General features: G+C 72.8%; 19 protein-coding genes. 8 read left to right on the top strand and 11 right to left on the bottom strand.

Annotation, left to right across the window (positions count from 1 at the left end; all coding sequences use genetic code 11):
- Positions 1-7: 7 nt before the first annotated feature.
- Both BM339_RS12135 and BM339_RS12130 read right to left on the bottom strand, forming a co-directional pair.
- The gene (locus tag BM339_RS12135) at positions 8-697 is read right to left on the bottom strand and encodes a DUF4245 domain-containing protein (protein WP_256255313.1); all 690 of its coding nucleotides are present in this window, start codon (positions 695-697) and stop codon (positions 8-10) included.
- Between the two features lie 20 nt (positions 698-717).
- Positions 718-1,383 (bottom strand): TetR/AcrR family transcriptional regulator, encoded by a 666-nt coding sequence (locus tag BM339_RS12130; protein WP_021595365.1) that lies wholly within the window; start codon positions 1,381-1,383, stop codon positions 718-720.
- A gap of 202 nt (positions 1,384-1,585) precedes the next feature.
- On the opposite strand from BM339_RS12130, the gene glpX reads away from it, so the two are divergent.
- Positions 1,586-2,620, top strand: a complete 1,035-nt coding sequence (gene glpX / locus BM339_RS12125) for a class II fructose-bisphosphatase (RefSeq protein WP_021595366.1) — start codon at positions 1,586-1,588, stop codon at positions 2,618-2,620.
- A gap of 2 nt (positions 2,621-2,622) precedes the next feature.
- On the opposite strand, the gene BM339_RS12120 is transcribed toward glpX, so the two are convergent.
- A complete protein-coding gene (locus BM339_RS12120) occupies positions 2,623-3,234 on the bottom strand; it encodes a DUF1707 SHOCT-like domain-containing protein (protein WP_083597561.1) in 612 nt (203 codons plus the stop codon).
- A gap of 83 nt (positions 3,235-3,317) precedes the next feature.
- Between BM339_RS12120 and BM339_RS12115 the strand changes: the two genes are divergently transcribed.
- The 3 genes from BM339_RS12115 (at position 3,318) to BM339_RS12105 (ending at position 6,502) form a co-directional block, all read left to right on the top strand.
- Positions 3,318-4,271 carry an ABC transporter ATP-binding protein gene (locus BM339_RS12115; protein WP_021595368.1) on the top strand — a complete coding sequence of 318 codons (954 nt, stop codon included), beginning with the start codon at positions 3,318-3,320 and terminating at the stop codon, positions 4,269-4,271.
- Positions 4,268-5,065 carry an ABC transporter permease gene (locus BM339_RS12110; RefSeq protein WP_021595369.1) on the top strand — a complete coding sequence of 266 codons (798 nt, stop codon included), beginning with the start codon at positions 4,268-4,270 and terminating at the stop codon, positions 5,063-5,065. The genes BM339_RS12115 and BM339_RS12110 overlap by 4 nt, the downstream gene beginning before the upstream one ends.
- 207 nt (positions 5,066-5,272) lie before the next feature.
- Positions 5,273-6,502 carry an MFS transporter gene (locus tag BM339_RS12105; RefSeq protein ID WP_075020873.1) on the top strand — a complete coding sequence of 410 codons (1,230 nt, stop codon included), beginning with the start codon at positions 5,273-5,275 and terminating at the stop codon, positions 6,500-6,502.
- Between the two features lie 27 nt (positions 6,503-6,529).
- Here BM339_RS12105 and BM339_RS12100 read toward each other — a convergent pair whose 3' ends face one another.
- Both BM339_RS12100 and pdxR read right to left on the bottom strand, forming a co-directional pair.
- Entirely contained in the window at positions 6,530-6,760 is a 231-nt protein-coding gene (locus tag BM339_RS12100; RefSeq protein ID WP_075020872.1) for a hypothetical protein, read from the bottom strand.
- A 29-nt stretch (positions 6,761-6,789) separates the two neighbouring features.
- Entirely contained in the window at positions 6,790-8,214 is a 1,425-nt protein-coding gene (gene pdxR, locus BM339_RS12095) for a MocR-like pyridoxine biosynthesis transcription factor PdxR (protein ID WP_075020871.1), read from the bottom strand.
- Positions 8,215-8,327: 113 nt separating this feature from the next.
- On the opposite strand from pdxR, the gene BM339_RS12090 reads away from it, so the two are divergent.
- The 4 genes from BM339_RS12090 to BM339_RS12075 all read left to right on the top strand — a co-directional run bounded on the left by BM339_RS12090 (position 8,328) and on the right by BM339_RS12075 (position 13,840).
- Positions 8,328-9,269: a DMT family transporter gene (locus BM339_RS12090; protein ID WP_021595373.1), complete on the top strand. Its 942-nt coding sequence runs from the start codon at positions 8,328-8,330 to the stop codon at positions 9,267-9,269.
- Position 9,270: 1 nt separating this feature from the next.
- Positions 9,271-10,911 (top strand): fumarate hydratase, encoded by a 1,641-nt coding sequence (locus BM339_RS12085; protein WP_021595374.1) that lies wholly within the window; start codon positions 9,271-9,273, stop codon positions 10,909-10,911.
- Between the two features lie 152 nt (positions 10,912-11,063).
- On the top strand, positions 11,064-12,326 hold the full coding sequence (locus BM339_RS12080) for a serine/threonine-protein kinase (protein ID WP_024936573.1): 1,263 nt from the start codon (positions 11,064-11,066) through the stop codon (positions 12,324-12,326).
- A 113-nt stretch (positions 12,327-12,439) separates the two neighbouring features.
- The gene (locus BM339_RS12075) at positions 12,440-13,840 is read left to right on the top strand and encodes a class II fumarate hydratase (RefSeq protein ID WP_021595376.1); all 1,401 of its coding nucleotides are present in this window, start codon (positions 12,440-12,442) and stop codon (positions 13,838-13,840) included.
- Between the two features lie 69 nt (positions 13,841-13,909).
- On the opposite strand, the gene BM339_RS12070 is transcribed toward BM339_RS12075, so the two are convergent.
- The 6 genes from BM339_RS12070 to BM339_RS12045 all read right to left on the bottom strand — a co-directional run bounded on the left by BM339_RS12070 (position 13,910) and on the right by BM339_RS12045 (position 21,934).
- Positions 13,910-14,812, bottom strand: coding sequence for an aggregation-promoting factor C-terminal-like domain-containing protein (locus tag BM339_RS12070; protein WP_244938429.1), 903 nt, complete (start codon positions 14,810-14,812; stop codon positions 13,910-13,912).
- A gap of 602 nt (positions 14,813-15,414) precedes the next feature.
- Positions 15,415-16,791, bottom strand: a complete 1,377-nt coding sequence (locus BM339_RS12065; protein WP_021596920.1) for a PhoH family protein — start codon at positions 16,789-16,791, stop codon at positions 15,415-15,417.
- Positions 16,792-16,866: 75 nt separating this feature from the next.
- The gene (locus BM339_RS12060; protein WP_081842795.1) at positions 16,867-17,754 is read right to left on the bottom strand and encodes an isoprenyl transferase; all 888 of its coding nucleotides are present in this window, start codon (positions 17,752-17,754) and stop codon (positions 16,867-16,869) included.
- Positions 17,755-17,906: 152 nt separating this feature from the next.
- Positions 17,907-18,428: a hypothetical protein gene (locus BM339_RS12055; RefSeq protein WP_021596922.1), complete on the bottom strand. Its 522-nt coding sequence runs from the start codon at positions 18,426-18,428 to the stop codon at positions 17,907-17,909.
- A 137-nt stretch (positions 18,429-18,565) separates the two neighbouring features.
- Positions 18,566-19,735, bottom strand: coding sequence for a C40 family peptidase (locus BM339_RS12050; RefSeq protein ID WP_021596923.1), 1,170 nt, complete (start codon positions 19,733-19,735; stop codon positions 18,566-18,568).
- A gap of 213 nt (positions 19,736-19,948) precedes the next feature.
- Positions 19,949-21,934 (bottom strand): thioredoxin domain-containing protein, encoded by a 1,986-nt coding sequence (locus BM339_RS12045; RefSeq protein ID WP_021596924.1) that lies wholly within the window; start codon positions 21,932-21,934, stop codon positions 19,949-19,951.
- Positions 21,935-21,959: the final 25 nt, after the last annotated feature.

The raw sequence follows: 21,959 nt of genomic DNA, 5'->3' as shown, positions 1-21,959 counted from the left end.
CCGGGGTTCAGGAGCCGGGCGTGGCCGTCGCGGACGGGGTCAGCTTCCCGTCCTTCTTCTGCGGCCGCAGGGAGGCGGCGAGGACCGCCAGCTCCTCGTAGGACGCGGTGCCCGTCACGACGAGGCTGACCCCGTCCGGGAGGGTCCGGGCGAGCGAGTTCGCCTTCTTGTCCTTGCGGTGGTACGTGCTCCACGTGACGCCGTTCACCTGCCGCGTGCCGGTCGGCTTGCTGCTGTTGGTCATGCGCGGGACGTACTCGGACGCCTTCTCGTCGCTCTGTTCCAGCGCCGCGTACTCGTCGCCGGGCGTGACGAAGCCGAGGTGCCACGCGACGGGCTTCCGGCCGCCGGAGTCGAGCCCGGACACCCCCGAGCTGGTGGGACGCCACCGCGGGCCGAGGTTCTCCGGCGAGTACACGGTGAACGGCGCGTCGTTGCGCATCGCCCACAGCTGCGAGCCGTAGTCGACGGTCGGCAATACCTCCTCGTTGCTGCGCGGCGTGATGACATAGATCGCCAGTACCAGCAGCAGGCACGCCCCCATTGCCATGGCGAAGCCGCCGAGGCCCGTGGTCAGCCGCTTGTGCACGCCGGGGCTGACCTGGACCACGGGGCGTCCCGCCGGGGTGCCCTGGTCCGGCGCCGCGTCGCCCCGGGGCGGCGCCTCCTGCTCGCGTGTCGCGTCCTGCTCGGTCACCCCTCCAGGATCCCCCACGGTCAGCGCCGCTCCGTACCGGGGTTCCTGATCGTGCCGACGATGGCCATGATCTCGTCGGCGAGGCGGCGGGCGGCCTGCTCGTCGTCCAGCAGCGCGATCTCCGACACCGCGCCCGCCATCGCGCCGGTCAGCACCGTGACCAGGGCCTCGTCCACGCCGCCGTCGGCGGTGTGGAACAGGGCGGCGTTGCGGCGCGCCCACTTGTTGAGCCGCTGCCGGTTGACGCGGTCGAACCCGGGCGGGCCGTCGCCGGAGATGAACAGCCGCGCGACGTCCCGCTCGTCGAGGCAGCCGTCCAGGTAGGCGCCCGCGCCCGCGATGAACTGCTGCATGGGGTCGGTCTCGCCCGCCTCCCGGAGGGCGTTGATCGCCTCGCGGGTGCGCTCCTGCTGGCGTCCCTGGAAGTCGTCGAACAGCGTCAGGTACAGGTCGGCCTTGCCGTTGAAGTGGTGGTAGAGGCTGCCCACGCTGGCGCCGGCCTTGGCGACGATGTCGGTCACCGCGGCCTGGGCGAAGCCCGACTCGCAGAAGACGTCCCTCGCCGCGGCCAGCAGGGCGCCGCGGGTGGCCGCGCCGCGGTCGGAGGTGCGGGCCGGGACCTCGCCGGACCCGGCGCCCCCGTTCTGTACCGCCCCACCGGACGAGACGTCGATGTCGCTGCTCATGACGCCAGAGATTACGCCCTCTCCCAGGGGGAAACGATCCCTTGCCCGCGCGACCGTCGAAACCCGGCTCCGCACCGTGCATGTCCGACCGTGTTCCACCGGTGCCGGAAGCCCGGCGGCCCGGCTGGTCTGGTCCAATTTGTGGCCTGCCGTCCGGTCCCCGGAGAATCCGAGGCACCACCGACCGAAGGGGCTGCTTCGCATGTCCGAAGAGACCACCGTCACCTCCCCGCTCGAGACCGAGCCGGCGGCGCCGGACCGCAACCTGGCGATGGAGCTGGTCCGCGTGACCGAGGCCGCCGCGATGGCCGCGGCCCGCTGGGTCGGGAGGGGGGACAAGAACGGGGCCGACGGGGCCGCCGTGAACGCCATGCGCCAGCTGATCAACACGGTGTCCATGCAGGGCGTCGTGGTGATCGGCGAGGGCGAGAAGGACAACGCGCCCATGCTGTTCAACGGCGAGGAGGTCGGGGACGGCTCCGGCGCGGAGTGCGACGTCGCGGTCGACCCGGTGGACGGGACGCGGCTCACCGCGCTCGGCATGAACAACGCGATCGCGGTGCTCTCGGTGGCGCCGCGCGGGTCGATGTTCGACCCGTCCGCGGTGTTCTACATGGAGAAGCTCGTGACCGGCCCGGAGGCGGCGGACGCCGTCGACATCGAGCGCCCGATCGCCGACAACATCCGCGCGATCGCCCGCGCGAAGGGCTCCTCGCCGCACGACGTGACGGTCTGCATCCTGGACCGGCCGCGGCACGAGGGCATCGTCAAGGAGGTCCGGGAGGCCGGGGCGCGGATCAAGTTCATCCTGGACGGCGACGTGGCCGGCGCGATCATGGCGTCCCGCCCGGGGACGGGCGTCGACCTGCTGCTCGGCATCGGCGGCACCCCGGAGGGCATCATCGCGGCGTGCGCGATCAAGGCGCTCGGCGGGGTGATCCAGGGCCGGCTGTGGCCGCAGGACGACGAGGAGAAGCAGAAGGCCGCGGACGCCGGGCACGAGCTGGGCACGGTGCTCACCACAGACGACCTGGTGACGTCCGACGACGTGTTCTTCGCCGCGACGGGCATCACCGACGGCGAGCTGGTCGACGGCGTCCGCTACAGCAAGGGCACGGCGGTCACGCACTCGCTGGTCATGCGGTCCCGCAGCGGCACGATCCGGACGATCTCCAGCGAGCACCAGCTGAACAAGCTGCGCGCCTACAGCTCGATCAACTTCGACACGGCGGTGTAGGGCTACCGGCCGCGCGTGAGGCGGTTGCGGACGCGGGTGCGCAGCGGGAGCTTCGGCGCCCGCGCCCGCACCGACCCGAAGATCATCGTGCCGGCCACCTCGATCGTCGGCCCCTCGGACGCGGGCCGGGCGCGCAGGTCGCGGGTGGTGAGGACGGTGCGGCCGGTGACGTCCACGCGGACGCCCTCGGGGACGAGCAGCCGGATCCGGCCGCCGAGCACCATGGAGTCGAGCACGATGTGGCGGCGCTGCAGGACGGCCTCGCGCAGGTCCAGCTCGACCGTCCCGAACAGGGCGAGGAGCGGGAGCTTGACCGGGACGACCCAGCGCCCCTCCCGGCGGGTGCGGCCGAAGAAGACCGACACCGGCCGGTCGTCGACGAGGATCGGCTGCGCCTCCTCGGGGCTGAGGTCGCCGGTGAGGCCGGTCAGCTCGCCCAGCGTGCGGGCGGCGTACGCGCGGGAGGTGCGCTCGGAGTGCTCCTCCATGGTGAGCCGCCCGTCCGCGAGGGCCTCGCCCAGGACGGCGACGACGCGTTCCCGGTCGGCATCGGACGCGCGCAGGTCGCGCACGCGGGTGACCTTCTCGGCGGCCGGGCGATGGGGGACGTCCACAGGTAGAGGTTAACCTCCGGCCGGAACCCGGCCGGAGGAAAACAAGTGGGGTTTTGTCCCGCCCCCTCCCTAGTGTGAGGTGTATGACCCTGCAACGTGCCCAGCTCGCCGACGCCCGCGAGGGGGCCGGCACGGCGGCGATCAGTCTCCGCGGTGTGGTGAAGCGGTTCGGTGACTTCACCGCCGTCGACGGGCTCGATCTCGAAGTCCCGGCGGGCGTCTGCCTGGGGTTGCTGGGCCCGAACGGCGCGGGCAAGTCGACGACCATGAAGATGCTGACCGCGCAGGCGATCGCCACCGAGGGCAGCATCCACGTGCTCGGCTTCAGCGTCCCGCGCGAGTCCAAGCGCGCGCGGGCGGCGATGGGCGTCGTCCCGCAGCAGGACAACCTCGACGAGGAGCTGACCGCCCGGGAGAACCTGGAGGTGTTCGCGCACCTGTACCGGGTGCCTCGGGCGGCGCGCCGCCAGGCGGTCGACGACGCGCTGGAGCTGGCGCACCTGACCGAGCGGCAGCTGACCAAGGTGGACGACCTGTCCGGCGGTATGCGTCGCCGGCTACTGATCGCCCGCGGGCTGGTGCACCGTCCCGCGCTCGTGCTGCTGGACGAGCCGACCGTTGGTCTGGACCCGCAGGTGCGGGCGGAGCTGTGGGGGCTGATCGACGGGTTGCGCGCCGGCGGCACCACCGTGCTGATGTCGACGCACTACATCGAGGAGGCCGAGCGCCTGGCGGACGAGTGCGCGCTCATGTCGCACGGCCGGGTCATCGCGCGGGGCTCCCCCTCGGACCTGGTCGCCGAGTACGCGGGCGAACGGGTCGTCGAGCACTACGGGCCGCCTGATCGGCTGACGGAGGTGGAGCGGCTCGCCCAGGCCGCGGGGCTGCCGACGCGCCGCACCGGCCCCTCGGTGTCGGTGCTGAAGGCGGAGACGATTTCGCCCTCGCTGGAGGACGACCTGGGCCCGGACGGCGTCCGCCGGGCCGCCAACCTTGAGGACGTGTTCGTGGTTTTGACGGGGGAGCGCGTCGAGTGAGTGTTGACGTTGAGCGGGCGCCGCGGCTGCGGCGGTTCGAGATGGCGCCGGTGCGGGGCATCTGGCGGCACGAGCTGGCCCTCTACAAGCGGTACTGGAAGTCGCAGTCGTTCGCCTCGATGGTCGAGCCGACGTTCTTCCTGCTGGCCTTCGGCTACGGGTTCGGCTCGATGGTCGCGGTGATCGGCGACTACCGGTACCTCGACTTCGTCGCGACGGGCGTCGTCGGGACGGCCGCGCTGTTCACCTCGGTCTTCCCGGGCATGTTCAACGGCTACATCAGGCGCGTGTTCCAGCACACCTACGACGGGATGCTGGCGGCGCCGGTGGACGTCCACGAGCTGGTGACCGCCGAGGCGCTGTGGATCGCGGCGAAATCGGCGGTGTACTCGTGCACGCCGATCGTCGTGGCGTTGTTCTTCGGCCTGGATCCCTCGCCCGGGATGCTGCTGGTGCCGATCGTGACGTTCTTCACCGCGCTCGGTTTCGGGCTGTTCGGCATGTGGACGTCCTCGGTGGTGCCGTCGATCAACTCGTTCGACTACGTGATCACCGGTGTGGTGACGCCGCTGTTCCTGATCGCCGGGACGTTCTTCCCGATCGAGGCGCTGCCGGGGTGGGCGCAGAAGGTCTCCTACTTCAACCCGCTCTACCACTGCGTGGAGCTGGTGCGGGACGCCGTGTTCGGGCTGCACCCGCTGGCCGACCTCGGGCACCTGGCCGCGCTGGTGGTGTTCGCCGGGCTGATGTGGCTGATCGCCGTCCGCGGCATGCGCGACCGCCTGATCGACTGACCCGGCATTGACGCGTCATTCTGGGGGGCAACTCCCAGACCCCCGGCATTGACGCGTCATTCCGGAGGGCAACCCCCAGACCCCCGGCATTGACGCGTCATTCCGGAGGGCAACCCCCAGACCCCCGGCATTGACCTGGTGAGTAACCTGTCCCTACGCTGACGCGAATCTTTCTCACGTTGCGCAGGTCAGAGAGGTCGGGGCCGCATGAGCCAGGGCACCACCGCGCGGGACCGCCAGGCGCGGTTCGCCGCCTACACGGCGTTCGCCGTCCAGGGGCTCTGCTTCGCCTCCCTGGTGACGCAGGTCCCGCAGATGCAGAAGGCGCACCACCTGAGCGACGCCACGCTGTCGCTGGTGCTGCTGATGGTGCCGCTCATCGCGGGGGTGGGCAGCGTCGCGTCCGGGGCCCTGTTCCAGCGGTTCGGCAGCGGCCCGGTGCTGCGGGCGTCCCAGCCCGCCGTCGCCGTGACGATCGCGCTCATCGGCCTCACCGGCGACAACGACGTCGCGCTCTACGTCGCGGTCGCCGCGTTCGGGCTGTTCGTCGGGGCGGTCGACGCGTCGATGAACGCGCAGGCGATCGCGGTCGAGCGCCGGTACGGGGTCAGCCTGATCACCGGCTTCTACGCGGTGTGGAGCGTCGCGGGGATCCTCGGGGGGCTGTGGGCGTCCCTCACCAACAAGCTCGACCTGTCGCTGTTCACCGGCTTCGCGATCGCCGCAGCCGTGGGCGTCGCCGCCGCGCTCGCCACCGGTTCCCGCCTCTACCGCCGCGCCGAGGAGGGGGACGGGCCGACCGCCGCGGAGCTGAAGGCCGCCGGGCGCCGCGTCCCGTGGCGTCCGATCCTGGTGGTGGGCGCCGCGATGGCCGTCGCCTACCTCGCGGACTCGGCGATCTCCAGCTACGGCGCCAAGTACCTGGACGACGAGTTGTCGGCTAGCGACTGGGTCGCGCCGCTCGGCTACGTCGCCTACCAGGTCACGATGGTGGTCAGCCGGGCCGTCGCCGACCTCGCCGTCCGCCGCTCGGGCGCCGTCCGGGTGGTCCGGATCGGCGGGCTGGTCGGCATCGTCGGCATGTTCGGGGTGGTGGTGGCGCCGAACGCGGCCTTCGCGATCGCCGCGTTCGCGCTCGCCGGCCTCGGCCTCAGCGTGATCGCCCCGGTGTCGTTCTCCGCCGCCGGGCGGGTCGACCCGACCGGCCTCGGCGTCGCCGTGGCCCGGGTGAACATCTTCAACTACGTGGGGTTCGTCCTCGGTGCCGCCGTGGTCGGCGCGATAGCCCCGCTCAGCGCCGACCACGGCCTGCGGCTGGCGTTCATCGTCCCGTCCGCGCTGATCCTGGTCGTCTTCGTCACGGCCAAGGGCTTCGACCCGGAACCGGTCAGGGGCGCCCGGCCGGACGCCCCCGCCATGGAACGCCCGGTGGCCTGACCACCGGGCCCGCCACCCCCTACAGGATCACGCGTCTTCCAGGGCCTGGAGAGCCCGTTCGCCTTCGGCCTGGGCCTGTTCGGGGCTCATGTCCTGCAGGGCGCGGCTGAGCGCCACCTCGGCGGCGTCGGCCGCCGCCCGCAGGGTCACGGCGTGCTCCTGTGCCCGTTCGAGGTCGCCCAGGCCCACACAGTCGAAGGCCACCTGCGCGTCGTGGCCCGCCATCTTCAGCTGCCGCGCGGCCTCTTCCAGACTCATCCATACCTCCTACACCAGGGATGCTGGTCCTACCCCCCGGCACCGTGCGTAACCGCTTGACCCAGCAGTTGCGCCGCCTTGACCAGGCGAGGCTCGGAGAGCCGGGCGTAGCCGAGGACGAGCGCGGGCGGCGCGCCGGCCGCGCGCTCGGGCGACCACATGGGCCGGCCCCCCGCGACCGCGACCCCGAGGTCCGCGGCGCGCGCCACGATCTCGTCCTCGTCGCATCCGTCCGGGAGTTCCACATAGAGGTGGATGCCCGCTGACACGCCGCGAACCATCGCGCCGGGAAGATGTTCGCGCAGTGCCCCGGCGAGGGCGTCGCGCCGGGCCCGGTACCGGCGCCGCACGGTGCGCAGATGCCGGTCGTAGCCGCCGCCGGCGAGGAACTCGATCAGCGCGTGCTGCTCCAGGACGGGCGCCCCGAGGTCGGTGTGCACGCGGTGGTCCCGCAGCCGCCCGGCGACGGACGGCGCCGCGACGGCCCAGCCGAGCCGGAGCGCGGGCGCCAGGGACTTGCTGACCGAGCCGAGGAGGACGACCCGGTCGGGGTCGACGCCCTGCAGGCAGCCGACGGGATCGCGGTCGTAGCGGAACTCGGCGTCGTAGTCGTCCTCCAGGATCAGGCCGTCCACGCCGCGCGCCCAGGCGATCAGCTCGGCGCGGCGGGCCGCCGACAGCACGACGCCGGTCGGGTACTGGTGCGCGGGGGTGACCAGGACGGCCCGCGCGCCGGAGGCGGCGAGCGCGGCGACGTCCAGGCCCTCGCCGTCCACGGGGACGCGGACGACGCCGATCCCGGCCGCCGCCAGCATCGGCAGCTGCCGGTCGCTGGTGGGGTCCTCGACGGCGAGCACGGTGTGCCCGTCGGCGCGCAGCAGCGCGATCATGGCGGACAGCCCGTGCGCCACCCCGTTCATGATCACGACCCGGCCGGCGTCGGCGTGCGCGGCGCGCACCCGGCCGAGGTAGGACGCCAGCTCGGCGCGCAGTGCGGGGACGCCCGCGGGGTCGGGGTAGGTGAGGGCGTCGTGCGGCAGGGTGCGCAGCGCCGCGCGGGCGGCGGCGATCCAGCGCTCGCGGGGGAAGGCCGACAGGTCGGGCTGGCTCGGCCACAGGTCGTACCGCACCTGCGGGCCGGGCGGGGGCTCGCCGTGCGGTGAGGGGGCGGGCGGCCGGTCCGGCGGCAGGGCCTCGTCGTCGGGACGCGCCAGCGGCGCGATCCGGGTTCCGTCGCCGCGCCGGGCGATCAGGAAGCCCTCGGCGGTGAGCTGCTCGTAGGCGGTGACGACAACGCCGCGGGACACGTCCAGGTCGCGCGCCAGGTCGCGGCTGGACGGCAGCCGTGTCCCGGCGGTCAGCCGGCCGGACCGCACTGCCGCGCGGAAGCCGGCCGCGATCTGCGCCGCCAGCCGGCCGGCGGACCGGTCGAGGGGAAGATGAAGGTCGGTCACATGACACTCAGCGTCAGTGGGGAGCCCGGACGTCACGGGCACCCTAATGGTCCACGATTCAGCGTATCGATTGGCACTGTGTCATGTACCAAGCGGCTTCTAGCGTTCCGTTCATGAACAGCTCACACAGGCGTGGCACGGTCGGCGCGGGCGCCGCGATGTTCTTCGTCGGCACGCTGACCGCCGTCTCGGCGACCATCTCCGGCTATCCCGTCTTCGGCGGTCAGGCGGTCCGGTACGCCGTCGCCGCGCTCGTCCTGCTGGCCGTGGCCCGGTTCACCGGGCGGCCGGCCCGCCGGCCGTCCGCGCGGGACTGGCTCCTGCTGGCGGCCCTGGCGGCGACCGGCCTGGTCGCGTTCAACGTGTGCATCGTGGCGGCCACCGCGGACACCAGCCCGGCCACGATCGGCACGGTGATCGCGACCGTCCCGATCGTGCTGGCGCTGGCCGGGCCGCTGCTGGAGGGCCGCCGCCCGGCGCCGGCGATCATCGTGTCGGCGTGCGTGGTGGCGGCCGGCGCCGGCCTGGCCAGCGGGTTCGGCGGCGGCAGCGCCCGCGGGCTGCTGCTCTCGCTCGGCGCGCTCGCGGGCGAGGTGTGCTTCTCGCTGCTGGCCGTCCCGCTGCTGCCGCGCCTCGGCCCGCTGCGGGTCTCCGCCTACTCCGCCGCGCTCGCCGCCCCGATGCTGCTGGCGGCCGGCCTCGTCACCGACGGGACGGCGGCGCTGCGCGTCCCGACCGCCGCCGAGCTCGCGGGCTTCGCCTACCTGTCGGCCGTCGTCACCACGATCGCGTTCCTGCTCTGGTACGACGCGATCGGCCGGCTCGGCGCCGACCGCGCCGGGCTGTTCGCGGGCCTGATCCCGGTCAGCGCGGTGATCACGACGGTCGTGCTCGGCATCGACCGGCCGGGACCGGCCGACCTGGCGGGCGCCGCGCTGGTCGCGGCGGGCGTCGTGGTCGGCCTGCGCAGCCGGGTCGCCCCCCGTGAACCCGCGGTTCCCGAGCCCGTAACCTGTGAGGCGGCCCCCATCGGAATCGCGCGAGGATCTGCCTGAGATGCCTGAGTTCTCCTACACCGACCTGCTGCCGCTCGGCCCGGACGACACCGACTACCGGCTGCTGACCTCGGACGGGATCTCCACGTTCGACGCGAACGGGCGGACGTTCCTGCAGGTCGAGCCGGAGGCTCTGCGGCTGCTCACCGAGACCGCGATGCGCGACGTCGCGCACCTGCTGCGCCCGGCGCACCTGGCGCAGCTCCGCCGGATCCTGGACGACCCCGAGGCGTCCCCGAACGACCGCTTCGTCGCGCTCGACCTGCTGAAGAACGCGGGCATCGCGTCCGGCGGCGTGCTGCCGATGTGCCAGGACACGGGGACGGCGATCGTGATGGGCAAGCGGGGCCAGCACGTCCTCACCGACGGCGCCGACGAGGAGCACATCTCCCGCGGGGTGTACGACGCCTACACGAAGCTGAACCTGCGCTACTCGCAGATGGCGCCGGTGACCATGTGGGAGGAGAAGAACACCGGTTCCAACCTGCCCGCGCAGATCGAGCTGTACGCGGCCCCCGGCGACGCCTACAAGTTCCTGTTCATGGCCAAGGGCGGCGGCAGCGCGAACAAGTCGTTCCTCTACCAGGAGACCAAGGCCGTCCTGAACCCCAAGCGGATGATGTCCTTCCTGGAGGAGAAGATCCGCTCGCTGGGCACGGCCGCGTGCCCGCCGTACCACCTGGCGATCGTCGTCGGCGGGACGTCGGCCGAGTACGCGCTGAAGACCGCCAAGTACGCCTCCGCGCACTACCTCGACACGATGCCCACCGAGGGCTCGCCGCTCGGGCACGGCTTCCGCGACCTGGAGCTGGAGCTCCAGGTGTTCGAGCTGACGCAGAGACTCGGGATCGGCGCGCAGTTCGGCGGCAAGTACTTCTGCCACGACGTGCGGGTGATCCGGCTGCCGCGGCACGGCGCGTCCTGCCCGGTGGCGATGGCGGTGTCGTGCAGCGCCGACCGGCAGGCCCTCGCCAAGATCACCGCCGAGGGCGTGTTCCTGGAGCGGCTGGAGACCGACCCCGCGCAGTACCTGCCCGAGACGACCGAGGAGCACCTGGACGACCAGGTCGTGCGGATCGATCTGAACCGCCCGATGGCGGAGATCCGCGCGGAGCTGACCAGGTACCCGGTGAAGACGCGGCTGTCGCTGACCGGCCCGCTGGTCGTCGCCCGCGACATCGCGCACGCCAAGATCAAGGAGCGGCTGGACGCTGGCGAGCCGATGCCGCGGTACATGCGCGACCACGCCGTCTACTACGCGGGCCCGGCGAAGACGCCGGAGGGCTACGCGTCGGGCTCGTTCGGCCCGACCACGGCCGGGCGCATGGACTCCTACGTCGAGCAGTTCCAGGCCGCCGGGGGCTCGCTGGTCATGCTGGCCAAGGGCAACAGGTCGAAGCAGGTCACCGACGCGTGCCGGGAGCACGGCGGGTTCTACCTCGGGTCCATCGGCGGCCCCGCCGCCCGGCTCGCCCAGGACTGCATCAGGAAGGTCGAGGTCCTGGAGTATCCGGAGCTCGGCATGGAGGCCGTCTGGAAGATCGAGGTGGAGGACTTCCCGGCGTTCGTCGTGGTGGACGACAAGGGCGAGGACTTCTTCGCCGACACCACCGGCCCCGTCCTCACCATCGGCCGCCGCTGACGTCCGGCGGCGGCCGGCGGCGCGCCCGCGGCGGCCGCCGCCCCGCGTCCGTCCAGGGTTTCTGGCCGGTAGGTCACAGTATTGGGCCAAAATCGGCGTTGGTCATGAGGTCTCCCGGATGACCGGCTGGCCACTCCGGTATCTTTTCCGCCATGTCTCAGTCAGAGCGCCTCGTTCTAGCGACGCGCTACCGGCTGGTCTCGGAGATCGGTCAGGGTGCCAACGGCACCGTGTGGAGAGGGCACGACGAGCTCCTCGATCGCGCCGTGGCGATCAAGGAGCTGCGGCTCCCCGAGGACCTCTCCGAGGACGACCGGGTGGTCTTCTACCGCCGCACCCTCCGGGAGGCGCGCGCGCCCGCACAGCTGCGCACGCACTCCATCGTCGAGGTGTACGACGTGGTCATCGAGCAGGGCCGTCCCTGGATCGTGATGGAGATGATCGAGGCGCCCAGCCTCGAGCAGCTCATCGAACGCTCGGGACCGCTCCCGCCCGACCGCGTCGCGCACATCGGCCGCGCCCTGCTGGACGCGCTGAACACCGCGCACAAGGCCGGCATCGTGCACCGCGACCTCAAACCGAGCAACGTCCTGCTGGACGGGGACCGGGTCGTCCTCACCGACTTCGGGCTCGCGTTCTCCTCCGGCTCGGCGAGCCTCACCAAGACGGGCCACTTCATGGGCTCGCCCGCCTACGTCGCGCCGGAGGTCGCCGCCGGGGACAAGGCCACCCCCCGCTCCGACCTCTGGTCGCTCGGCGCGACCCTGTACGCCGCGCTGGAGGGCCGCCCGCCGTTCGAGCGCGAGAACGTGATGGCGACGCTGTCCGCGCTGGCCAACGAGTCGCCCCCGGCCCCGCAGAACGCCGGCGCCCTCGCGCCGGTGATCAGCGGGCTGCTGGAGAAGAACCCGACCCGCCGGCTCAGCCACGCCCGCGCCGTCGACCGGCTCGAACGGGCCATGGCGGGCCCGCGCTCCGGGCGCCGGGCCCCGACGCCGCGCTACCGGCTGATGGTGGTGATCGGGCTCATCGGCGCCACCGTCGCCTCCTGCGGCATCGGCGCCACCGCGCTCATCGTCGGCATGATGCGCGAGAGCCCGGGGCCGTCCCCGACCGCCTCGTCGTCCAGCCCGGCGGGCACCAGCCAGGTCGCCGCGCCCCCGGGCGTGGGGTCCAGCACGCTGGTCGTCCGCGCCCGCAGCGACTCGTGCAAGATCTTCGTGTCGGTGCCGGGCAACGCGATCACCGTGCTCAGCGACGAGACGCTGCGCCAGGGCGAGGCGCGCCAGTACGACCAGCCCCGGATCAACGCGGTGATCTACGACGCGTCGGCCTGCGACGTCTGGGTGAACGGCACGCAGAAGCCGACCGGCAAGCCCGGCGAGCGCCAGAACTACACGCTGAACAAGGAGTGATCCGCCCCTCACCCGGGAATGCGTGAGCCACCCGGCGGGCTGCCATGGACGACGGCGGCCGTCCGCGCCGGCCGAGCGATGCCGGCCAAGCGATGTCGAGTGGGAGGCGTTCCATGAGCGAGCAGGGATTCCGGGTCGAGCACGACTCCATGGGCGAGGTCCGGGTGCCGGCCGCGGCCCGGTGGCGGGCGCAGACGCAGCGCGCGGTGGAGAACTTCCCGATCTCCGGGCGGGGCCTGGAGGCCGCGCACATCGCCGCGCTCGGCCAGATCAAGGCCGCGGCGGCGACGGTGAACGCCGAGCTCGGCGTGCTCGACGAGGACGTGGCCGCCGCGATCACCGAGGCCGCCCGCGAGGTCGCGGACGGGCGCTGGAACGACCAGTTCCCCATCGACGTGTTCCAGACCGGGTCCGGAACGTCGTCCAACATGAACGCCAACGAGGTCGTGGCGACGCTGGCGCAGGAGCGGCTCGGCCGCCCGGTCCACCCGAACGACCACGTGAACGCCTCCCAGTCGTCCAACGACGTGTTCCCGTCCTCCATCCACATCGCGGCGACCGGGGCCGTCCTGAACGATCTGATCCCCGCGCTGAGGCATCTGGAGGCCGCCCTGGCGCGGAAGGCCGAGGAGTTCCGGGACACGGTGAAGTCGGGCCGCACCCACCTGATGGACGCGACGCCCGTGACGCTCGGCCAGGAGTTCGGCGGATACGCCGCCCAGGCCGCGCACGGCGTGGAGCGGCTGGAGGCCGTCCTGCCCCGGCTGGCGGAGCTGCCGCTCGGCGGCACCGCGGTCGGCACCGGCATCAACACCCCGGAGGGCTTCGCCGCCCGCGTCATCGCGGAGATCGCGCGGGCCACCGGGCTGCCGCTGACCGAGGCCCGGAACCACTTCGAGGCGCAGGGGGCGCGGGACGGCCTGGTGGAGGCCAGCGGCGCGCTCCGCACGATCGCGGTGAGCCTCCACAAGATCGCCAACGACCTGCGCTGGATGGGGTCCGGGCCGCGCGCCGGGCTCGCCGAGATCCGGCTGCCCGACCTGCAGCCCGGCTCGTCGATCATGCCGGGCAAGGTGAACCCGGTGATCCCCGAGGCGGTCGCGCAGGTCGCGGCGCAGGTCGTCGGGAACGACGCGGCGGTCGCGTTCGGCGGCGCGTCCGGCAGCTTCGAGCTGAACGTGATGCTGCCGATGCTGGCCCGCAACGTGCTGGAGTCGGTCACCCTGCTGGCGAACGTGTCGCGGCTGCTCGCGGACCGGTGCGTGGACGGCATCGAGGCCGACGAGGAGCGGATGCGCGAGTACGCCGAGTCGTCACCGTCGATCGTGACGCCGCTGAACCGCTACATCGGGTACGAGGAGGCGGCGAAGGTCGCCAAGCAGGCGCTCAGGGAGCGCAGGACGATCCGCGAGGTCGTCCTGGAGCGCGGCCACGTGAAGGACGGGAAGCTCACCGTCGAGCAGCTGGACGAGGCGCTCGACGTCCTCCGGATGACCGGATCGTCCGGGCGCTGATCGTCGGGGCGCCGGCGGCCTCGCGCGTCCCAGGAGCCCCGCAGGGCGCCCGGGACGCGCGAGCCAGGGTCAGTACCAGCCCGCCGACTGGAAGTGCGACCAACCGCCGCACGGGGTCTTGTAGCGGCTCTTGATGTAGCCGAGGCCCCACTTGATCTGCGTGGTGGCGTTGTTCTGCCAGTCGGGTCCGGCGCTCGCCATCTTGGAGCCGGGCAGGGCCTGCGGGATGCCGTACGCGCCCGACGACGGGTTGGCGGCGTGGGTGTTCCAGCCGCTCTCCCGGTCCCACAGCTTGACCAGGCAGCCGAACTGGCCGCTGCCGGTGAAGCCGAAGCCCGGCATCAGCTTCTTGGCGATCTCCTGCGCCTCGCCCTTCGGCACCGGGTCGCCGGCGGGGGCGCCGCCGCCGTCGCCCTTGTCCTTCTTGGGCGTCTTGGTGGGAAGCGGCTTGCCCTTGGGGCGCAGGGACGGGGCCTTCTGCCCGTCCTCGCGCGCGGCGCGGGAGGCGCGCTCCAGCGCCAGCTTCTTGCGCTGCTGCTCCAGGACCTTCGGGTCGACCTTCGGAGCGGGGTCCGCGAGCTGCTTGCTCGCCTGGACGGTCTGCGTGCCGTCGTCGCCGCCGCCGGTGAACGCGAACGCGGCGACCGCGCCGCCGCCGAGGACCACCGCGGCGCCCGTGACGACCGCGGCGATCCGCATGCCGTTGCGCCCGCCCGCGCCGCCCTTGCGGGCCGCCGCGCGCGGCGCGGGGCCCTGCGGGTTCGAGGCGATCTCGTCGCGGCCGCCGCCGGCGGAGGCGCCGGGGCGCGGCGGTTCCGGGACGGGCTGGAACCCGAGCGTGTCGCCGGCGGGGGCGCCGCCCCGGGCGCGGTCGGTGCCGGCGACGCGCACGTCGTCCTCGTGCGGGGCGTGGGAGCCCTCCACGGTGGGGGACGCCGCGGCGGGGCCGGGGGCCGGGGCGGGCGCCTGCATCGGCGTCCGGGGGTCGAAGCTCTGTCGATCGTCTCGCCTAGGGGACCCGGGACGGTCTCCGTACAAGGCGGTCCTTCCGACGGTCGCACGCGCATGGACACGCGCACGAACTGTTTCCACCCTCGGCCCTCCAGGCCGCCGGGAGGCCGGGCGGCCCCCGGGCCGGACCGGTGCCGTGCCCGTCGCGCGGTGGTTCAGGGGGGCCGCGCTCCGGCCGGGCACCGTTCGGGGGTGCTTACGGGGAGACACAATGCCCGAGGCCGAGGGAGGCTCCGCAACCGAAACGAGATGAATGCGGCTCGTGGGACGGTTGTCAACCCGTCCCTCTGATCACCGAAACCGCAAGCGGACCAGGGGATCCCGGACATTCAACCCTGGGGTGTGACGTTCATCACAACTCTACGGTACGGGGTTTAATGATCACGCTCCGTAGGAGATCTCACCCGTTGTCCCGAGACGCGGAACCCCGGCGGCCCGTCCGAGGGCCGCCAGGGTTCCCGCGCCGTCCTCAGAGGCCTGCTCCCTGTGGGGGCGGACCCCCACACCCCCCGAAGGGCTGAGCGCCGTCCTCCGCTCCGCCGGAGCTCCGCTCCGGACGTCGCTCAGCCGACGTCGCCCAGCATGTCGGTGACCAGGGCGGCGATCGGCGACCGCTCCGACCTGGTCAGCGTGACGTGCGCGAACAGCGGGTGGCCCTTCAGCCGCTCCACCACCGCCGCGACGCCGTCGTGCCGCCCGACCCGCAGGTTGTCGCGCTGCGCCACGTCGTGCGTCAGCACGACCCGCGATCCGGCGCCGATCCGCGACAGGACGGTCAGCAGCACGCCCCGCTCCAGCGACTGCGCCTCGTCGACGATCACGAACGCGTCGTGCAGCGACCGCCCCCGGATGTGCGTGAGCGGCAGGACCTCCAGCATGTCACGGTCCACGACCTCGTCGATGACCTCCGGGGTGGTCACCGCCGACAGGGTGTCGTAGACGGCCTGCGCCCACGGCGACATCTTCTCGTTCTCCGACCCCGGCAGGTATCCGAGGTCCTGGCCGCCGACCGCGTACAGGGGGCGGAACACCACGACCTTGCGGTGCTGGCGGCGCTCCAGCACGGCCTCAAGGCCCGCGCAGAGGGCGAGCGCCGACTTCCCGGTGCCGGCCCGGCCGCCCAGCGAGACGATGCCGACGTCCTCGTCCATCAGCAGGTCGAGCGCGATCCGCTGCTCCGCGGACCGGCCGCGCAGCCCGAACACCTCGCGGTCGCCCCGCACCAGCTTCACCGACTTGTCGGGCTGGACGCGGCCGAGGGCCGACCCGCGCTCCGACAGCAGCCGCAGGCCCGTGTGGCACGGCAGGTCGCGCGCCTCCTCCAGGTCCGCGGTCCCCGCCTCGTACAGCTCCTCCAGCGCCCCGCCCGGGACCTCCAGCTCGCGCATGCCGGTCCAGCCGGACTCCACCACGGCCAGCTCGGCGCGGTACTCCTCGGCGGCGAGCCCCACCGCGGACGCCTTCACCCGCATCGGCAGGTCCTTGGAGACCAGGACCACGTCACGCCCCTCGCGGGCCAGCCACGCCGCCACCGACAGGATCCGGGTGTCGTTGTCGCCGAGCCGGAACCCGTCCGGCAGGACGCTCGGGTCGGAGTGGTTCAGCTCGACCCGCACCGTCCCGCCCTGGTCGCCGACCGGCCCCTCGACCGCCACGGGCTCGTCCAGCCGGCCGTGGCGCAGGCGCAGGTCGTCCAGCGTGCGCAGGGCCTGCCGGGCGAAGTACCCGAGCTCGGGGTGGTGCCGCTTGGCCTCCAGCTCGGAGATGACGACGATGGGGAGTACGACCTCGTGCTCGGCGAACCGGGTCATCGCCCCCGGGTCGGCGAGCAGGACGCTGGTGTCGAGGACGTACGTGCGCCTCCCTTCGGAACCGCCCGCGAGGGGCGTTCCAGCGGTGTTCCCGGACGGGCCGGGACGGCGCGCGGAGGTTGTGGCCACTCGATCTCCCTGATCATGGGGGAACTGCCGGTGGCGCGCAGGTCCGCCGCAGGGGCGGTGGTCCGCGGAGGACGGTCAGGTACCGTAGCGCCGGTGCCGCGCGGCGTAGGAGCGCATGGCCCGGAGGAAGTCGACCTTGCGGAAGTCCGGCCAGTGGACCTCGCAGAAGTAGAACTCCGAGTGGGCGCTCTGCCAGAGCATGAAGCCGGAGAGACGCTGCTCCCCCGAGGTGCGGATGACCAGGTCCGGGTCCGGCTGGCCGCGCGTGTAGAGATGCTCCGCGATGTGCTCCACGTCGAGGACCTCGGCGAGTTCCTCGATGCTGGTGCCACGGCTCGCCTGCTCGATGAGCAGAGAGCGCACCGCATCAGCGATCTCACGCCTACCTCCATACCCAACCGCGACGTTCACAATCAGGCCGGGTGCGTCGGATGTGGCCTCACCGGCATCTTTCAGGACGCGGGCGGTCTTGTCGGGCAGCAGGTCGAGGGCGCCGACGGGCTTGACGTGCCAGCCGTCGGCGGCGAGCTTGCGGACGGTGTTCTCGATGATCGTCAGCAGCGGGTCCAGCTCCGCGGCGGGGCGGTTCAGGTTGTCGGTGGACAGCAGCCAGAGCGTTACGTGCTCGACGCCGGCCTCCGCGCTCCACTGGAGCAGCTCGGAGATCTTCTGGGCGCCGCGCTGGTGGCCGGTGTTGACGTCGGCGAGGCCCATCGACCGCGCCCAGCGCCGGTTGCCGTCCAGGATCACGCCGACGTGCCGGGGGGTGACGTCGGTCGGCAGGTCGGCCTCGACGCGGCGCTCGTACAGCCGGTAGACGGCGTCGCGGACGGCCGCGTACGGGCCGCTGCGGCGGACGGCGTCGAGCAGCCGGGCGCCCTCGGCGGGGCGCCGGCGCACGCCGTCCCTCCGCGCGCCGCGCGCCGTCCTGGTGCGCGGCTCTCCCGTACGCCGAACCCCCATGTGGGCTTCCCTTCGAGCGACCGTCCGCTTTTGGAAAAGACGCTCAATTATGGCCCGGCGGCGACACTTCTCCCACCGTTTCCGTATTCGAGATTAACGCGCGACCGCGGCGCGGGCCCGGTGGATGGCCCGCTCCGGTCGCTCCGGCCCGGTCAGGCCTGCGGGCCGGCGGCGCGGGCGCGCTCGACGTGCCGCAGGGCGCTGCGCAGCTCCGCCAGCCACTCGTCGGTGTTCTTGCCGACGAGCCGGACGCACCAGGCGAGCGCGTCGCTGCGGCTGCGCGCGACCCCGGCCTCCACGAGCGTGTCCAGGACCCGGCGCTCCGGCTGCCGCAGCCGCGTCATCACCGGCACCGACAGGGTGGTGAACATCTCCCGCTCGCCGCCGCACTCGACGCCCCAGGAGACCTTGTGGCCGAAGCGCTGCTCGGCCTCGCGGGCGATGCCGATGCGCCGGTCGCGGGTCTCGTCCCGGAAGCGCTGGACGTGCCCGGCGATCACGCCGGCGCGCTCGGCGTCCGACACCCCCTCGGCCGCCGCCGGGACGGGCAGCCGGCCGATGACGCTGACCTCCTCGCGGTCGAGGACGATCTCGGGCGCGTCCTCGAACCAGTCCTCCGGGAGCCGCCCGGCGAACCAGCCGCGGAGCCGCTCCGCCGCTTCGCTCGTAGTCATGTAATCAAAATTACAACGCATCGCGCCGCGGCGCCAGCATCGCGGGACCGGGAAAAGGAATGATCAAGGCCGGTGCGCAGGCCGCCGGGCCTCGCCGAGCGCGATTCGGGTCCCCGGCGCCGGCCGGGCGCGGCGGGTCAGCGCGTGAGGGCGGCGGCCATCTTCGGGCTCACCCGGACGGCGCCGCGCATGTTGCGGGTGTAGACGTTCTGGACCTGCACCACGGTCCCCGTCCTCGGCGCCGCCAGCATCTTGCCCTTGCCCAGGTAGAGGGCGATGTGGGAGATGTAGCCGGGCGCGGTCGGGTCGTTGGCCCAGATGAGCATGTCGCCCGGCTCGGCCTTGGAGTACGGGATGACCCAGCCGGCGCGGGCCTGGTCGGCGGCGACGCGCGGGAGCCGGATGCCCGCCTTCGCGAACGCGTACTGCATGAGGCCGGAGCAGTCGTACCCGCCCTCCGCCTCGGACTCGCCGCCCCACACGTACGGCCAGCCGAGCCGCGTGTGGGCGGCCTGGATGACCGTCCGCACCTGGCTCGCCGTCATGACCTGCCCGTTGGAGGCCGGCACCTCCCCCGACTTCGGGAAGTCGATCTCCGGGTTGACCGCGACCGCCTTGGCCTGCTTCGGCATCACCTTGCGGAGCTTCTTGATGAACGCCTTCGGCTCGGCCTTCGGGACGCTGATCAGCATCGCGTTGCCGGTCGGCATCCCGAGGGCCTGCGCGGTGGTGTGCGAGATGACCGCGTCGACGTCGCTGATGCCCATCGTGGCGTACGCGCCGACGCGCAGCTGCGACTGGTTCTGCCGGCCGCCGACGGGCACCTGGCTGCCGAGCTTGACGCCGCCGTCGTTGCCCATCGTGAAGGAGATCGCGACGTCGCCGGACGCCACGTTGCGCCAGAGGGCGTCCGACTTGGCGGTCGGCTTCGGCGTGTAGTTGCGGAACGTGGACGGGTCGACGCCCATCAGCCCGACCCGCTTGCCGGCGACCATGCCCTGCACGGCGTCCACGACCTCGGCGCCCTGCACGCCCTTGGCGCCCCGGACCTTCTGGACGAAGCTCGCGGGCAGCGTGGACGGCGCGGCCACGAGGACGTGCGGGGTCAGCCGCTTGCCCAGCGGCGCGACGGCGGAGGGCGACAGGGCGCTGTTGCCGGACGCGGCCACGAAGCGGGCGCGCTGCTCGCCGCGCCGGGCCTCGGCGGGATCGTCCCGCGCGACGAGGACGGCGACGTTCGCGGCGAGGGTCGTCAGCACGGTGACACCGATGATCGTCGGAAGGACCCGGCGGTTCGGCTTCCCCACTGCCACACTCCCTCGATCGTCGCCCCGCGCCCGCCCGTCGGCCGGGCTCCCGGGACACGACTATGACTCAGATGTCCGGCCACCGTCCAGATACCCGACGCGCCGTCCCGCATCCTCGTCCGCCACGCCGCATCGGGTCAGCTCTGTTCCAGCTACTCAGTAGTAACAGCAAGCGGGCATGAGATCAAGGTCACGCTGCCACAAAGTGGACCGTCAGTCCAATTGCCCACGTAGTTCGCGGGTCAGATCGGCCGGGGTCGTCACCGGCAGCCGGCAGGTGAAATCGCGGCAGACGTAGGCGGCGGGCCGGTCGTCCACCAGCCCGCGCCCCTCCAGCAGCGGGACGCCGCCGGCGTCCGGCGGGCCCGTGCTCACCACCGCCCCGGGCACGGACGCCATGAGCGCCGTCCGGTGCAGCGCCCGGGTGCGCTCGTCGTCCGGATCCCCGATCACGGCGATCTCCACCGGACCGGTCGCGGACGCCTCGGCCACCGCCAGGCCCCAGCCCGCGAACCGCGCGTGCCGGTCCGCGAGCGCCCCGGCCGGCCAGAGCGCCGCCCGCGCGGCCTCCCGGTGCCGGTCGGACCCGGTCAGCGCGGCGAACGACAGCAGCGCGCCGGCCGCCGCGAACTGGCCCGAGGGCGTCGCGTTGTCGGTCGGGTCCTGCGGGCGCCGGAACAGCCGCTCCGCGTCGTCGGCGGTGTCGTAGAACCCGCCTTCGCCGTCCCCGAACCGTTCGAGGACGGTGTCCAGCAGCTCTCCGGCCAGCCGCACATGCCGCGGATCGCCGGTGACCGCGTGCAGGGCCAGGAGCCCCTCGGCCACGTCCGCGTAGTCCTCAAGGACGCCGGCGTTCGCGCCGGCCGTCCCGTCCTTGGACGTCCGGACCAGCCGGCCGTCGCGCACATGGACGTCCACGAGCAGCCGCGCGACCTCCTCGGCCGCCCGGACCAGATCCGGCCGGTCGAGCAAGGCGCCGCACTCGGCGAGGGCCGCGATGGCGAGCCCGTTCCAGGCCGCCACCACCTTGTCATCGCGCGCCGGAGGAATCCTGTGCGCGCGCGCCGACAGCAATGCCGTCCGCACTCGCTCGTACCGTTCGGCGTCTTCCGGGTCGTTCAGGAGCTGCAGGACGGACGACCCGTGCTCGAACGTCCCCGTCACCTCGAACAGGCTCTCCGCGAACGCGCCGTCCTCATCGCCGAGCACCTCGCGCAACTGCGCGGGGGTCCACACGTAGTACTTACCTTCGACGCCCTCGCTGTCGGCGTCCAGCGCCGAGGCGAGGCCGCCCTGGTCGGTCCGCAGGTCGCGCAGCATCCAGTCGCACGTCTCCAGCGCGACCCGCCGCGCGAACGGCGTCCCGGTGAGCCGCCACCAGTGCGCGTACACCCGCGCCAGCAGCGCGTTGTCGTAGAGCATCTTCTCGAAGTGCGGGACGACCCACTTCGCGTCGACCGAATAGCGCGCGAACCCTCCGCCGAGCTGGTCGTACATGCCGCCCCGGGCCATCGCCTCCAGGGTGTGCGACGCCATGGCGAGCGCCTCGTCGTCACCCGTCCGCGCATGGTGCCGCAGCAGGAATTCGAGCGCCATCGACGGCGGGAACTTGGGCGCGCCCCCGAACCCGCCCCGAACCGCGTCGTACGAGGCGCCGAGCGCCTTCACCGCGTGCGCGAGCACCCCCTCACCGGGCGCCTCGGCACCGACCGGCCCGCCACCGCGCGACGCCAGGGCCGTGACGACCTGCTGACCTTGCCCGACGACCTCGTCGCGCTGCTCCGCCCACGCCTTGTGGACGGCCTGCAGCAGCGCCCGGAACTGCACGCGCGGGAAGTACGTGCCGCAGTAGAACGGATGCCCCTCCGGAGTCATGAACACCGTCATCGGCCACCCGCCCTGGCCCGTCATGGCCTGGGTCGCCTCCATGTAGACGGCGTCGATGTCCGGGCGTTCCTCCCGGTCCACCTTGATGTTCACGAACAACTCGTTCATGACCCGCGCCGTCTCGCCGTCCTCGAACGACTCGTGCGCCATCACGTGGCACCAGTGGCAGGCGGCGTATCCGACGGACAGGAGGACCGGGACGTCTCGCCGTCGCGCCTCGGCGAACGCCTCGTCGCTCCACTCCCACCAGTCCACCGGGTTGCCGGCGTGCTGGAGCAGGTACGGGCTGGTCGCGTCCTTGAGCCGGTTCATGCCCCCGATCCTGCCCGATCCGGCG

It is taken from the genome of Actinomadura madurae (assembly GCF_900115095.1).
GTDB classification, from domain to species: Bacteria; Actinomycetota; Actinomycetes; order Streptosporangiales; family Streptosporangiaceae; genus Spirillospora; species Spirillospora madurae.
Note: the sequence above shows the minus strand (reverse complement) of the source record. Positions and strands in the feature narration are given on the sequence as shown.